The following is a 13569-nucleotide window of genomic DNA, read 5'->3' on the forward strand; positions in this document are numbered from 1 at the left end:
CTCTCAGCCGCGCCCCGTCACCGGCAGCAGCGCGCCAGTGACGCCGGAGGCCGCTGGCGACAGCAGGAAGGCGGCGGCCTCGGCAAGTTCCGCCGGGGCCACCCAGCGCGACGTGTCGGCATTGGGCATCGCCGCGCGGTTCTGCGGCGTGTCGATGGTGCCGGGCAGCAGCGCATTCACGCGGATGCCCTCGGCCTTTACCTCCTCCGCCGTTGCCTCCACCAGGCGCAACACGCCGGACTTGGCGGCGGCATAGGCGGCAAGCCCGCCCGGCGCGCGCAGTGCCGCCATGGCGCCGATCGCGACCAGGCTGCCACGCCCCGCCGCGCGCATCGGCGCCAGCGCGGCGGCGAACAGGTTCGCGGTGGTCAACAGGTTCAGCCGGAACATCGGCTCGAAGGCCGTGAGCCCCCCTTCGGCCATGGCACCTGCGGCAAAGCCGCCGACTGTGTGGACCACCCCGGCGAGTGCGGCGCCGGTATCGGCCACGGCCGACGTGCAGGCCGCCGCATCCGTGAGGTCTACGCCGGCCAGCACGAGATGTCCTTCGCCGGGCAGCGCCGCGGCGAGCATGGCGAGCGCCGCGCCGTCGCGATCCAGCAGCGCGAGGCGCCAGCCTTGCGCGGCCAGCGCCACGGCGACGGCGCGGCCGAGATTGCCGGCGGCGCCGGTGACGAGGGCGATATCAGCCATGGAACTCTCCTGATGGTGCGAAGCGGGCCAGGACACGCTCGGCAACGGACAGCACGAGGATGAACAGTAGTGCCTGCTGCAGCAGGACGGCGAAGGGCAGCCCAATGTCTGCAACGATCCAGCCCGCTGCGATCCAGGCGCCCCAAGCCGCCAACATGGTGGTGCCCGCTGCGAGAGTCCCGCGCGCGGTCACGGCAGCTCCGCCCGGAACACCAGGATGTCGGCGCGCCGTTCCACGGCGCCCTCGAGCGTGACGCGGCGGCCAACCAGATCGCGGAAGGCCGGTAGCGGCGCCCCGCCGCGGGCGTCTGCCAGCACCAGGACGGCATGCCCGGCGATCGGTTGCGTCGCGACAAAGATCGCGGGGATCTCGCCATCGAGGCACAGCGTCGCGCAGGCCCGATGCGCCAGGCCGATGCCTGGGCGCATGCCGCCGGCGGCGCATTTGCCGTCGCAGATCTCGCCAGTGATGCGCCAGCGCCCAAGCGGTTCGGCTGCGGGCGGCGAAGGCGCCGGTTCGTCGAGCAGCACCGGCGGCGTTCCCGAGACCAGCATCTCGATCGACCCGCGGCGCAGCACGAACCCGTCCACCGCCACCATGCGCCCGTGCGCGGCGGCGGTGTCGAAGGGGCCGCCCACCTTGCCATCGCCCGAGAGCAGCAGCGTGCGGCCGCGTGGATGCGCGGCATCGGCGGGCAGGTGCAGCAGCGGCGTGGGGCCTTCCAGCAGCAGGCCACGCAGCGCGGCGGGCTGCGGCAGGTCGGCGAGCGTCACGGCGCCCGGCATGGTGGCGAAGCGCGCATCCGCCGGGTCGTCTGCGAGCCCGCCCAGCACGAGGCCCGCCAGCGGCAGCCCGGCCAGCACCGCGAGCGCGGCGACAGCGAGGAAACGCCCGAGCCCCGGCCCGGGCCGCTTCGCCCAGCCGATGAAGAACGGCTCCGGCGCGCTCACGGCAGGATCACCGGCGCGACAGGCGTGCCCGGCGGGTTGGGGCGCGGGTCGAGCCACAGCGCGTCGCCGACCCGGCGGAGATTGTAGGTGGCGAGTTTCTCGGTGAAGGGCGGCGGTGCGCAGCCATCCTCCAGCCGGTACTGGAAGCCGTGCCAGGGGCAGGTGATGCAGCCATCGACCACGAGCCCCTCGCCGAGCGGACCGTTCTGGTGCGCACACAGGTTGGTGACGGCCGAAACCCGGTTGCCGTCGCGGAAGATCGCGATCTTGTCGCCCTGCGGCGGGCGGATGGTCATGCCGCGGCCGTCGGGGATGGCGTCGGCGGCGCCGACCAGCAGCCAGGGCGGCTCGGACGCCGCGGCGGCAATGGCGGAATCCTCGCGCCAGGTCTTCACGCCGGCGGCGACATGCAGGCCCAGCACCAGCGCCGCCCCGCCGCCCACGAGCAGCGCCAGCGCCGGATTGGTCGCGGACTGCAGCTGCCCGAAAGCGACATGCGCCACCACCAGCGCATAGGCGGGGTAGATCGCCATGTGCAGCCACTTCCACACCGCCGGCGTGAGGAAGCCGAGCCAGAAATCGTGGCTGGTGGCCGCCAGCACGAACAGGATCAGCAGCGCCGCGACACCCATCGGCACGAAGGGCAGCCCCGGCGCCGCACCGATCGCCGGTTCCGAGGACAGCATCGCCACCAGCCGCGGCGTCGGGCTGAAGTCGAAATGCCAGCCCAGCACCTCGAGCGCATGGGACAGCGCCACTAGGAAGGTGACGACGCCCAGGTGCCGGCGGTTGTACAGCAGCGGCAGGAAGCGCCGGTCGAGCCGCGCCAGCGGCCCGATGCACAGCGCGATGGTCAGCAGGATGAAGGCGCAGGAGCCATACGCCTTCATCGCCAGGCTCTGGGCGTCGAGCACCGTCGCCGGGTCGCGCAGCCGCTGGCCGATGTCCAGGAAGGCCGAGAGGTAGAGCAGCACCCCCGCGACCAGCACCAGGTCATAGACCTTCTTGGCGCGCGTCCAGGAGACCGGCTGGTGGCGCGCGCTCATGGCGCGGATAGCCGCACGGGTGCTTCCGCCGGCGGCGCGGAGAGCCGCAGCGCGATCGCGCCCAGCATGATCGCCGGCAGCAAAAATCCAAACGCGCACCAGGCGAGCAGATGCGCATGGCGGTGGCGCATCCTCATCGCAGCGCCCGCAACCAGCGCCAGGCCACCAACGGCCACAGCGCCACAAGGCCCGGCAGCAGCAGTGGCCGGAAGGCGTAGGCGTCGCGCGCGGCGGGGTCGATGCGCTCGATCCCGGCCACCAGGAACCCGATGCCGATGCCCAGGCCTATCGCCGCATAGAGCAGCACAGCCTCGACCACCCAATGCGCGGCGGCGACGGTCAACATGGCTATTCCATGCACCAGCCATGGCTGACGATCAGCGACTGCCCGGTCATCGCGTTGCTGCCGGCGGCGGCAAAGAACAGCACGGCCTCGGCAACATCCTCGAAGGTGGTGAACTCACCATCCACGGTCTCCTTCAGCATGACGTCGCGGATCACCTGCTCCTCGGTGATGCCGAGCGCCTTGGCCTGTTCGGGGATCTGCTTCTCGACGAGCGGCGTGCGCACGAAGCCGGGGCAGACCACGTTGGCCCGAACGCCATGGGCGGCACCTTCCTTCGCCACCACCTTGGACAGGCCGACCAGCCCGTGCTTCGCGGTGACATAGGGCGCCTTCAGCACCGATGCCTCCTTGGAATGCACCGAACCGATATAGACGATACTGCCGCGTCCCGCCGCGTACATCGGCTTCAAGCAGGCCCGCGTGGCCAGGAAGGCGCCGTCGAGGTGAATCGCCAGCATCTTCCGCCATTCGGCCAGCGGGAATTCGTGCAGCGGATGCACGATCTGGATGCCGGCATTGCTCACCAGGATGTCGATGCGCCCCCAGGCTGCGAGCACGGCCGCAACGCCGGCCTCGACCGCCGCCTCGTCGCTCACGTCTATGGCGACCGGCATGGCCATGAGCCCCTCGGCGGCGAAGTCCGCGACGGTCGCCTCGGCGGCAGGCAGTGCCAGGTCGGCGATCGCGATCCGGGCACCCTCACGTGCCATCAGATGCGCGATGCCGCGGCCGATGCCGCTGGCTGCGCCTGTGACAATGGCGACCTGGTCCTGCAGGCGTTGCATGCATGGTCCTCCAATGGTTCGATCACCGGGACGCCGGGTCGTCGTGCATCACCTCGCCCAGCACCATGTGGAAGGCACCGGACCGTACGTCGTGCGTCTCCATCAGACATTCGTCGCGGCCTGGCGTTGGTTCAGCACCACGTCGAAGGTGCGCGCGCCAAGATCCGACCGCATGGGCGCGAGCCAGGGGGAAGCCACCAGCGTCGCGGTGGCATCCCGGTGCCCCTGCGCCCAGCGCTCCTCCATTGTGGCGCGGCTGAATTCGTAGTCCTTCGTGTGGCCCTGCCCATCCTCGGGGCGGTAGATCAGCTGCGCGATGTCCATCGTGGTGACGCAGCCGTAGCTGTACAGGAACCGGCCCTCCGGCGTGTCCTTCAGGTCGGCCGGAAGCTTGTCCCACAGCGTGTTGATGTTGTGGCGCAGATCGTGGCTGGTGCGGATCGCGTCCGTCGCGGCGCGGGTGCGGCTGCTATAGCGTATGTCCTTCTCGCGCTCGGCCACGTCCTCGAGCGTGCGGGGGAGGCTGCCGCGTGCCGGGAAAACATCGACCTGGAAGGTGAGGCGTGAGCTGCGCGGGATTTTCGTAATTACGTATTGCAGCGGCGTATTGGACACGAGCCCGCCATCCCAATACAGCTCGCCATCAATCTCCACGCCAGGAAAACCGGGCGGCAGGGCGCCGCTTGCCATGATGTGCTCGACGCGCAGCGGACTCTCAGCGCTGTCGAAATAGGCGAAGTTCCCCGTCCGCACGTTCACCGCACCCACGCTCAGTCGCGGGCCCGCGCCAGCATTGATGCGATCGAAATCGACCAGCGATTCCAGCGTGCCCTTGAGAGCACCCGTGTCGTAGTCGCTGGTCTTCGGGCCTGCGAGCATCCAGGCGGCCGGTGGATGCGGTGCGAAGAAGCCGGCCTGGCCGAACATCATGGCCGCGGTCGACCCCAGGTAGCGACGCGTCTCGGGCGTGATCCAGGCCGTGCCGCCCATCCATCGCTGCCAGGCTGGTGGCGTGGTCACAGTCTGCCAGAAGCGTCGCAGCTGATCGACGCGTCGGTCGGGCGGATTGCCGGCGATGATGGCGGCGTTGATCGCACCAATTGAAATGCCGGCCACCCAGTCCGGCAGGTAATCGGTCGTCGAGAGTGCACCATAGACGCCGGCCTGGTAGCTGCCTAGCGCGCCACCACCCTGCAGTACGAGCGCGACCTTCTTGTCGTAGCCGGCCGGACGCGGCGGGATGCTGGGCTCGGTCACGGCGGTGTCCCTTCGACGTGTCGGGTCGTGATGGGCTTCGACCGGGCACGACGCCCGGTTACGCTCGTCGCGCATGCAGTCGGGTGGCCTGATGCAGGATCGCGTCGACCCACCGCAACGGGCAGCGCCGTGGGTCGTAGGTGTGCCGCAGGTGGTCGAGCAGAATCAGCGCGCGCTGCAGCTCGGCCTCCGGTGCATGGTTGTCTCGACCTCGCTGCGCGGCCCAGCGCAGGAGGGCCTGGTAGCCAGTCGCGTCACCGCGCTGTGCCGCGCAGAGCAAATGCCGCAGCGCGTCACGAGGTGGCGTGACGGCGGGTGCGCAGTCGGGAAACGTGTGCTCCATGCCCGGTCAGGCTGGAATGCCGTTCGTTGCAGGTCTTTGGAGATATTGCCGTTGTCTGGCGCAGGCTTGCGGTCCCGAGCGCCACAAAGGTTTGCGTTGACGTGCGCCGGCCGTGCCGGGAATCCTGCATTGCTGCGCTGCACAAGGACGCTGCGTGCGCAGACGGAGGCTTCGATTGATCGAGATTGCCGAGCCGCTGGCCAGCCTCGCCGAGGTCTACAGCCGCGGCCGCTACGCGCCCTACACGCGCGCTGCGCGGCTCGGCCTCGGTCCGGCCGCGGCGCTTGTTCGTTTCGCCCAGCCTGCTGGCGAATATCCTGATCCGCCAACTGCGGACTATACGCTGGCGCTCAACGAGCGCGGCGCTGGGCGGATGTGGTTCGACATCGGATGCGGGCGACGCGAACTCGCCTTTGTGCCGGGCCAGCTGGTGCTGAAGCCGCCCGGCGTCGCGACCTCGTTTGGCGCAGACCAGCCCCACCAGAAATGCTTCGTGTCCCTACCGGCGGGGATGGTCGATGGCGTTCTGGCTGAATCGGGCGCGGTGGTGCGGGATTTCGATGCGCTGCACGCGGATGCCTTCCGCGCGCCGGCTGCGGCCCGGATACTCGATCTTTTGTGGAGCGAGGCCGCACCGGACAGCGCGCATGGCCGCATCATTGCCGAGGGCGCGATGCTGGCACTGATCGGCGTCCTGATGGGGCTGGCCGGCCAGCCGCAGCCGCGCCGCGGTGGGCAGGGTGCCTTGTCCGCGCTTCGTGTCGCGCGTGTGCGCGATTGGGTTATGACACACTTGGGAGAGCCCTTCGGCCTGGCCGATCTGGCAGCGGTCGCTTGCCTGTCGCCCTACCATTTCAGCCGCAGCTTCAAGGCTGCCACCGGACTTTCTCCGCGGGCTTTTGCGCAGGCCTGCCGGATCGAGCGGGCGCGCCATCTGCTTGTGGAGACGCAGATGCCGGTCGCAACGATCGCGCAGGTTTGCGGCTTCTCCGACCAATCGCACCTCACGACAAGCTTCGTACGCGTAACAGGAACAACGCCTGCTCGCTTCCGCCGCGAGCAGCGGTGACCCCGTCTCGCCGGACGGACGTGTTCTGGACCGACGGTGCTCGCCATGAACGGCACGATGCGTAGGCAGCAAACATATCATCGCACGTCCCGCTTCGCTTCGCGCGCAGACAGAGCGAATGGTCAGTCGCGCGCACAATACCGCGCAGCCCCGCTGAGGGATTCGGGCTGGTAGCATCCGGATCATCGGGTGCGGACCAGGAGCCCGACGATGACCAAGCTTTCTGACGCCTAGCGCGTGATCCTCAGCCGCGCCGCGCAGCACGAGGCGCTGCTCGCCACCCCGCCCGCGAAGCTCCTTGTCGCCGTGTGCCAGGCCGTCCTGCGCAGCATGATCGCGAAGCGCCTGCTTGAGGATGTGTCGGCGCCGCGCGAGGCCATCGGGCTCGGCTGGTGTCAGGACGAGGACGGGGCTTGGAACACCCTGCGCATTACTCCTGCCGGGCTGGTCGCGATCGGTGGTGCGCCGGAGGGGGCAATGGATGTGGCCGATGTCGAACTCGGCGGGCTGACCCCTGCGGAGCTCGAGGAGGAGCAAGACGTGGCACATGTTGTCGCAACGGCTGGAAGACGGCATCTCGATCCGCACGGCGGACATGCCGGGTGCTGGCGATCTGCTGCTGCGGATCTATGCCGCGATGGCACAGAAGGAGCGTGAGCTGAGCAGCGAGCGGCCGATGGTGGCGGCCAAGGTGCGCGAGAAGGTCATGGGCTGCGACCGCGGTTATCCACCAGCCGCCGGCGCGAGGCTGCGGAACGCACCGCGCATCGGCTCGGGCTGGAACTGTACCGTCTGCGTGCAGAGGGCATTGCAGGATGTGCGGCATTGGCCCGTGCGTTGACCAGCCGCGGGGTTCGGACGCCCCGCGGCTCGACGGTTTGGACACATACGACGGTCAGCCGCACGCTGCTCAGGACAGGATCTTAGGCCGCCGCGCAGCCGCGGCCTGCGATCTCAGTGAGGTCGAGAATGCTGGAGGAAGAACCTTAGCATCTCGCGCGACGCGTCAGGGCCTTTCGGATCCGTATAGGACCCGCGGCTGCTACCGCCCGACCAAGCGTGCCCCGCGCCGTGAACGAGCCAATGCTCAAGGACTGTCGTGCCGGAGGCCGTCATATGGCTGGTCCGACTGTAGGCGTGTCCACCTGGTACCTGGCCGGTGAACGTCTCGAACGTCACTCCGCCGATCGCACCAGCCTGCGCGACGACGAGGTCACCATTGCGCGGGTGTACGGTGCTGTCCTGATCGGCGTGAAACACGATGGTCGGGACGCGACCGAGACTGGCGCCGCCCCTACTGGACGTGCCGTTGGCTAATCCGACGCCCGCGCCCTGCCGCATTGCGGCGAACGCGGTCGGGATGTCGCGGGCGGCCCCGCACGGAAGTCCCGAATGCACGCCGACTGCGGCATAAATATCGGGATAGGCCTGCGCCATGATCGCCGCGGCTGCGCCGCCCGCTGACAGGCCTGCGACGTAAACCCGCCCCCGGTCAGCGGCGAGATCGCGCAACACCTGCTGCGTGAGGCCGGCGATGAGGGCTGGTTCGCCCTGGTCGCGCTGCTGATCGGCAGGCTTGAACCAGTTCCAGCACTTCTGGGCATTCGCGGCCTTCGTCTGCTCAGGGTAGACGATGAGCAGACCATGCTCCTCCGCCAGCGCGTTCATGCGCGTCCCGGCGGCGAAGTCGTCCGGCGTCTGCGTGCACCCGTGGAGCATCACGAGCATCGGCAGCGGCCGGTCTGCGCGCCTGGCAGGTATGTAGAGCTTGTAGTCGAGACGACCTTCCGGAGCACGGAAGGATCGATGCACGAACTCGGCGCCATCCGGCAAAGGCGCCGGCTCACGCAAGGGATTCCCCCAAGAGCCCACACGCGCGTCACGCGTCAGGTCGCCTTGCGTCAAGCGGTCCATGAAACCGTGCAGCATGGAGCGCCTTCGCGGCGGAGTGCGGTCAGGGCTATCGTCGGTTGCCGCATCGCCGTGACCGTCGTTCGATCCCGCGTTCGGCGGCGGTGGCGTTGCGCCAAGCAGTTCGCCCGTCGCCGGATCAATGTCGATGATCCGTGACGCATGGTTGGCGTCCGCGGGATTCACGTCTGGTGAAGGGGCACGTGCGGCATCCGGCGCCGCCACCCCGCTGAGCAGACGCTGCAGCATCGCTGTAGCTTCGGTCAGCTTGCCTTCGCGGGTCAGGCGCGTGGCTTCGAGCATGGCCTCAGGGCGGATCGCGTTCATGGTGGATGCCTTCCGTTGAGCGCAGGCAGATCGGTTTCCTCACCGGAGGGAGGATCGTTCTGCATCGCGTTGTGAGCCGTCGGTGAGTGTCGCCGTGCGTCTCGCACCCCGGGCAGGGCTGCGGCGTGCGGTGATGCTGCGTGCGGTCAGCGCATGCGATCGGCGAGCGCAGCCTTGACCTCGGCGCTCGCTTGCAGCGCTCCGAGAACCGAGATGGAGGCGATCGTCGCCCTCGCGAGTTCCGCCGGGACGTCCGTGCCGATGCTGGCCAGACCGAGTACGCGGATATCGACCTGCTGGCCCGCAGCGCGCAGAGCCTCGAGATCAGCCCGCGTGAAGTGTCTCAGGCCGAGATCGAGATTCTTGCGCGCGACGGACTGCTTCGCGGCTTCGGCGTGCCGTTCGACCTGGTTGCGGATGGCAGTGCGAATGAAGTCGGTCCTGTTCGAGTAGAATCCGTCCTGCACAAGCAGATCGATGTGACCGAGGTCCACGTAGCCCAGGTTGATGGTGATCTTCTCGGTGTCACCACCGGTCCGGGGGCGAAGCTCCTGCACATTGCTCATCATCAGAAAACCATCCCCATGCCATCCATCTGGATGGTAAATGGGGTTATTGTGAGCAGGTTCAACCCGACCCGGAGCGGCGTGCATCTGCGGGCCCCGGGGGACCGCGTTCGGGCCAAGCAAACCCGGGCGCACGCGCCGACGCTGCTGAAGTGGCTGATCTTTGGCGTGGATGGCCGGTTGCTGCCACTGACCCATGCTCGGAAGAACGGTCGGCATTACCGATACTACGTGGCGCAGTGCGTGTTTGAAGGGCGATGCGGCTGGGGACGACAGCATCGTCGGAAAGCCTGCCTCCCAGGACGCCGCGCGAACAGTCGTATCGAGGCGTCGCGGCCGATCTTTGACGCCCCATCAGACCTGACGTGCACGACCTCGACGACTCTGCTGCCAGGACCACCTGTGCGCCGTGGAATGGTCAGCAATTCGCGGCGATCCGCTGCCTATTGCTTGCTGTCTTTGAACCGGGCGCGGAAATAAAGACCAAAGTTCAGAGACTTAAGATCAAGGGTGAAATTGGCCCGCCCTCAAGGTTCGGAGACTCTGCGCTCTTTCGAGGACAAAATGCGCTTCCGTTGCGGAATCGCATCATAATGGCCTGCACGCAGAACCCGGCCAAAGTTAAGCCCAGCGCGGTGCACTGCTGAGGAGATAAAGGTTGTGCGAGAGATGAATGGAGCGGGCGAAGAGATTCGAACCCTCGACCCCGACCTTGGCAACGTCATCCACGACCTACGCCACCGTAGCCGGTGATTTCCCGTTGCACTACGAACCACGGTTTTTGTTGATTTTTCGGCTCTCCTTCTGCCTCTCTCGTACTCAGGGGTGCGCGGGAGTTCGCCCCCCGGGTGCTTACTAATCGCTTACAAGAGTGCGGGCTCTCCCGCTTGTAAGCACGTCCTGTTCTGATGGCGGTTGGACCCGAAGGATGGCGCGACTGACAAAGCGGCTGATCGATTCCGTTGTCCTGCCGGAGGCCGGGCAGGCGTTCTTGTGGGACGGAGAGATGCGTGGCTTTGGACTGCGCGTGCTCCCGTCCGGCCTGAAGACCTTCGTGCTGCAATACAGAACGCGTGACGGGCGAAGCAGGCGCCTGGTTCTCGGGCGCCATGGCGTCCTGACGGTCGACCAGGCACGCGACGATGCCCGGGAAAAGCTCGTGGACGTTGCACGAGGCGGCGATCCTGCGCAGGCGCGCGCGCAACTCCGCACGGGCATCAGGCTGAACGACCTGTGTGATTGGTATCTCGAGGCAGCCACCGCTGGCCACTTGCTCGGGCGCAGCCGCCGCCCGATCAAGCGCACGACGCTCGCCATGGACCGCAGCAGAATCGAGATGCACATCAAGCCGCTGCTCGGACATCGCCAGGTGCGAACCTTGACGCTCAAGGACGTCGAAGCGGCTCAGGCCAGCATTGCGGCTGGCGCGACGGCCAAGTCAAAGGGCGAAGGACGCGGTGGCCGGACGCGGGGCGGGGCGGGCGTTGCAGCGCGGACGATCTCGACGCTGCACAGCCTTCTGGAGCACGCCGCGCGACATGGGCAGATCGACGGAAATCCGGCTCGCGGTGTACGCCGCCTTTCCTGTGCTCCCAGGGACCGCCGACTGAGTCGCGATGAGATCCGCCGGTTGGGCGCCGCGCTTCGGGAAGCGGACGCGCAGGCCGAACATCCGCTCGGCCTCGCGTCGATCCGTCTCCTCCTTCTCACCGGCTTCCGTCGCCAGGAAGCGCTGGGCCTCAGGCATGAATGGCTTGACTTCGAGCACCAGTGCATCCGCTTCCCCGATACCAAGTCGGGCCCTCAGGTGAGGGTGATCGGTCAGTCAGCGCTTGTGTTGTTGGACCGTATGCCGCCGCGACCGCAGTCGCCGTTCGTCTTCCCGGCAGACTGGGGGGAGGGTCACTACACCGGCACGCGGCTCGCACTGGCGCGCGTTTGCTCGGCGGCGAGGCTCGTTGACGTCACGCCGCACACGCTCCGGCATACCTTCGCGAGCGTCGCGGGCGACCTCGGCTTTTCCGAGCTCACCATACAGGCGCTGCTCGGTCATGCGTCGCGCGGCGTGACGCAACGCTATGTGCATCTGGACGAAGCTGTACGCCTCGCGGCCGACCGCGTTTCCGCAACGATCGAGGAGTATCTTGCGCTGCCGGGGTGAGCATGAAGCGGTTCAGCGATGCACCAGGCAACAATGCCAAGGTCATCACTCCGGCTGAATCCCTGCGATCCCCACCCACTCCCGCCAGCGCGCGCGATCGGCGACCAGGAAGCGGTCCATCTCCTCGCCCGTGAGGAAACCCGGCGTCAGCCCCTGCCGCACCAGCGCGGCGGCGACCGCATCATCTTGAACCGCGTCCCGCAGCAAGGCCTGCAGCCTGTCGAGGATGGGCCGCGGCGTGCCCGCCGGGGCGGTCAGGCCGAACCAGCCCTCGACCACGAAGCCGGGGATGCTCTCGGCGACGGTCGGCAGCTCCGGGTTCTGCACCGTGCGCCGCGTGGCCGATACGGCGATCGGCACGACCCGCCCGGACTGCAGTGCCGGTGCGGCCGAGAGCGCATCAAGGAAGGCGAATTGGATCTGCCCGCTGATCAGGTCGGGCACGATCTGCGTGATGTTGCGATAGGCCGCGCCGGTCACGTCGATGCCGGTGCGCGCCTTGAGCAACGCGGAGGGCACCTGCGAGGAGGAGGAGTAGTAGCCGAAGAAGACGCGCCCGGGATTTGCTCGGGCATGGTCGATCAGCGCCGGGATGGTGCGGAACGGCGCCTCGGCCGAGACGACCGCGATGGTCGGATAGGTTCCGAGCAATCCGACATGCGCGTAGTCGCGCACCGGATCGTAGGGCAGGCGGCGGTAGAGGAACTCGTTCGCCGCGTGCGTTGAATTGGTCGATACCAGCAGCGTGTAGCCGTCGGCTGCGGCCTGCTTCACGGTCTCGGTGCCGAGGATGCCGCCGGCGCCTGGCCGATTGTCGATCACCACCGGCTGGCGCAAAGGACCCTCGAAGAAGCGTCCGAGCGTGCGGCCGATGAAGTCAGCCGCGCCGCCGGCAGCCGAGGGGATGACGATGCGGACCGGGCGGTTCGGCCAGTCCTGCTGGGCGTGCAGCGCTTGGGGAGCGAGCGGCGCGAGGCCAATCGCTGCAAGCAGGCCGCGGCGATGAAATACTGGTATCACGGGCGGGCGTCCTCCATGGGGCCTTCGTTGGGCAGAGGATCGCCCAGGCCGCCGACGTTTGCACCTAGTGTGATGGCGGAAGCGATGCAGTTGCTGTTTCGGCGATTGCACAGCATTTCCGATCTCCCTTTGGGCGCCGTGCGGCAAGCAACTGGCTCTCGTGCGCTCAGACACTCTTCGCGCGAGCGGCGAGCATCCGCCAGCCCAACAAATACGCAGCGCGTTCTACTCCGATGCGGTCGCCCTACGCGCGTCACCTCGCGGATGCATTCCGCATTCGACCTTGCCGCGCCCGCGCCATCGACCGGCGCGCGGATCCTCGCCCGGGGCCACGCGGTCCGTGCAGTGGCGGCAGCCGATCGACGGATACCCTTCGGCCGCGAGCGGATGCGCGATCAGGCCATGCTGTGCGCGATACGCCTCGATCATCTCCTCGGTCCAGGCAGCAAGCGGGTTCAGACGGTAGCGCCCGTCGGACGCGGCCTCGAGCAGCGGCAGGCGCTGGCGTTCGGCCGTCTGGTAGCGCTTGCGGCCGGTGATCACGAGGTCGAATCCGGCCAGCGCGCGCGCCTGCGGTTCGGCCTTGCGCAGGGTGCAGCAGGCGTCGGGGTGGCGCATCCACAGCGCGCCGATCGGGTCGCGTGCCGCGAGCGCGGCGGGGTCAGGTGCGATGCTGCGTACGTCCCGCAAGCCGAGCGCCGCAACCAGGCGGTCGCGGTGCTGCAGCGTCTCGGCAAACAGCTTTCCGGTGTCCAGGAAAATGACCGGGATCGACGGATCGGCACGCGCGACCAAGTGAAGCAGCACGGCCGACTGCGTGCCGAAGGAGGACACCACGGCGATGCGCCCGCGCCAGGTTTCCGCGACTTCGGCGATGGCCGCCGCGGCGGGCAGCATCTCGAGGCCGAGGCTCCGGCGCGGTGTCAGTTCATCGGCCGCCGACACGGGCGGTGCGGATGCGAGGAACGACATGGGCCGGCTCCGGAAGGCGGCCCGTCAGGCAGATCCGAGGCACCGCGCGCACCCTCTTATCGGCGCGTCCCGCGCCGTGCGCCAGTGTGAATCTACGACTGGAAAAGTATTTTTCGAATTCA

General features: G+C 68.1%; 16 protein-coding genes. 4 read left to right on the forward strand and 12 right to left on the reverse strand.

The genetic code is table 11. The annotated features are described in order from the left end of the window. Positions 1-3: 3 nt before the first annotated feature. From MWM08_RS02175 to MWM08_RS02210, 8 genes are all read right to left on the reverse strand, one after another. Entirely contained in the window at positions 4-693 is a 690-nt protein-coding gene (locus tag MWM08_RS02175; RefSeq protein ID WP_244457837.1) for an SDR family oxidoreductase, read from the reverse strand. Continuing rightward, the gene (locus MWM08_RS02180; protein WP_244457838.1) at positions 686-886 is read right to left on the reverse strand and encodes a hypothetical protein; all 201 of its coding nucleotides are present in this window, start codon (positions 884-886) and stop codon (positions 686-688) included. Before MWM08_RS02180 ends, MWM08_RS02175 begins: the two co-directional genes overlap by 8 nt. After that, positions 883-1644 (reverse strand): hypothetical protein, encoded by a 762-nt coding sequence (locus MWM08_RS02185; protein ID WP_244457839.1) that lies wholly within the window; start codon positions 1642-1644, stop codon positions 883-885. The genes MWM08_RS02180 and MWM08_RS02185 overlap by 4 nt, the downstream gene beginning before the upstream one ends. Then, positions 1641-2690 carry a Rieske 2Fe-2S domain-containing protein gene (locus tag MWM08_RS02190; RefSeq protein ID WP_244457840.1) on the reverse strand — a complete coding sequence of 350 codons (1050 nt, stop codon included), beginning with the start codon at positions 2688-2690 and terminating at the stop codon, positions 1641-1643. Before MWM08_RS02190 ends, MWM08_RS02185 begins: the two co-directional genes overlap by 4 nt. 133 nt (positions 2691-2823) lie before the next feature. Continuing rightward, positions 2824-3036, reverse strand: coding sequence for a hypothetical protein (locus MWM08_RS02195; RefSeq protein WP_244457841.1), 213 nt, complete (start codon positions 3034-3036; stop codon positions 2824-2826). A gap of 2 nt (positions 3037-3038) precedes the next feature. Beyond that, the gene (locus MWM08_RS02200) at positions 3039-3821 is read right to left on the reverse strand and encodes a 3-hydroxybutyrate dehydrogenase (protein WP_244457842.1); all 783 of its coding nucleotides are present in this window, start codon (positions 3819-3821) and stop codon (positions 3039-3041) included. A gap of 102 nt (positions 3822-3923) precedes the next feature. Continuing rightward, entirely contained in the window at positions 3924-5078 is a 1155-nt protein-coding gene (locus MWM08_RS02205; RefSeq protein ID WP_244457843.1) for a DUF3734 domain-containing protein, read from the reverse strand. Between the two features lie 58 nt (positions 5079-5136). Continuing rightward, positions 5137-5421, reverse strand: coding sequence for a hypothetical protein (locus tag MWM08_RS02210; protein WP_244457844.1), 285 nt, complete (start codon positions 5419-5421; stop codon positions 5137-5139). Positions 5422-5596: 175 nt separating this feature from the next. Here MWM08_RS02210 and MWM08_RS02215 point away from each other — a divergent pair, with 175 nt between their 5' ends. The 3 genes from MWM08_RS02215 (at position 5597) to MWM08_RS02225 (ending at position 7331) form a co-directional block, all read left to right on the forward strand. Further along, entirely contained in the window at positions 5597-6490 is an 894-nt protein-coding gene (locus MWM08_RS02215) for a helix-turn-helix domain-containing protein (RefSeq protein WP_244457845.1), read from the forward strand. 237 nt (positions 6491-6727) lie between these two features. After that, the gene (locus MWM08_RS02220) at positions 6728-7147 is read left to right on the forward strand and encodes a hypothetical protein (protein ID WP_244457846.1); all 420 of its coding nucleotides are present in this window, start codon (positions 6728-6730) and stop codon (positions 7145-7147) included. Beyond that, positions 7128-7331, forward strand: coding sequence for a hypothetical protein (locus tag MWM08_RS02225; protein WP_244457847.1), 204 nt, complete (start codon positions 7128-7130; stop codon positions 7329-7331). Before MWM08_RS02220 ends, MWM08_RS02225 begins: the two co-directional genes overlap by 20 nt. A 113-nt stretch (positions 7332-7444) precedes the next feature. Here MWM08_RS02225 and MWM08_RS02230 read toward each other — a convergent pair whose 3' ends face one another. Continuing rightward, the gene (locus tag MWM08_RS02230) at positions 7445-8728 is read right to left on the reverse strand and encodes an extracellular catalytic domain type 1 short-chain-length polyhydroxyalkanoate depolymerase (RefSeq protein ID WP_244457848.1); all 1284 of its coding nucleotides are present in this window, start codon (positions 8726-8728) and stop codon (positions 7445-7447) included. Between the two features lie 146 nt (positions 8729-8874). Beyond that, positions 8875-9297 carry a CopG family transcriptional regulator gene (locus MWM08_RS02235; RefSeq protein WP_244457849.1) on the reverse strand — a complete coding sequence of 141 codons (423 nt, stop codon included), beginning with the start codon at positions 9295-9297 and terminating at the stop codon, positions 8875-8877. Between the two features lie 925 nt (positions 9298-10222). Between MWM08_RS02235 and MWM08_RS02240 the strand changes: the two genes are divergently transcribed. Beyond that, entirely contained in the window at positions 10223-11455 is a 1233-nt protein-coding gene (locus tag MWM08_RS02240) for a site-specific integrase (protein ID WP_244457850.1), read from the forward strand. 45 nt (positions 11456-11500) lie between these two features. On the opposite strand, the gene MWM08_RS02245 is transcribed toward MWM08_RS02240, so the two are convergent. Both MWM08_RS02245 and MWM08_RS02250 read right to left on the reverse strand, forming a co-directional pair. After that, complete coding sequence (locus MWM08_RS02245; RefSeq protein ID WP_244457851.1) at positions 11501-12475, reverse strand: Bug family tripartite tricarboxylate transporter substrate binding protein; 975 nt, start codon at positions 12473-12475, stop codon at positions 11501-11503. A 225-nt stretch (positions 12476-12700) separates the two neighbouring features. Then, a complete protein-coding gene (locus tag MWM08_RS02250; RefSeq protein WP_244457852.1) occupies positions 12701-13447 on the reverse strand; it encodes a phosphoadenylyl-sulfate reductase in 747 nt (248 codons plus the stop codon). Positions 13448-13569 lie beyond the last annotated feature (122 nt).

It is taken from the genome of Roseomonas fluvialis, from assembly GCF_022846615.1.
Lineage (GTDB): Bacteria > Pseudomonadota > Alphaproteobacteria > Acetobacterales > Acetobacteraceae > Neoroseomonas > Neoroseomonas fluvialis.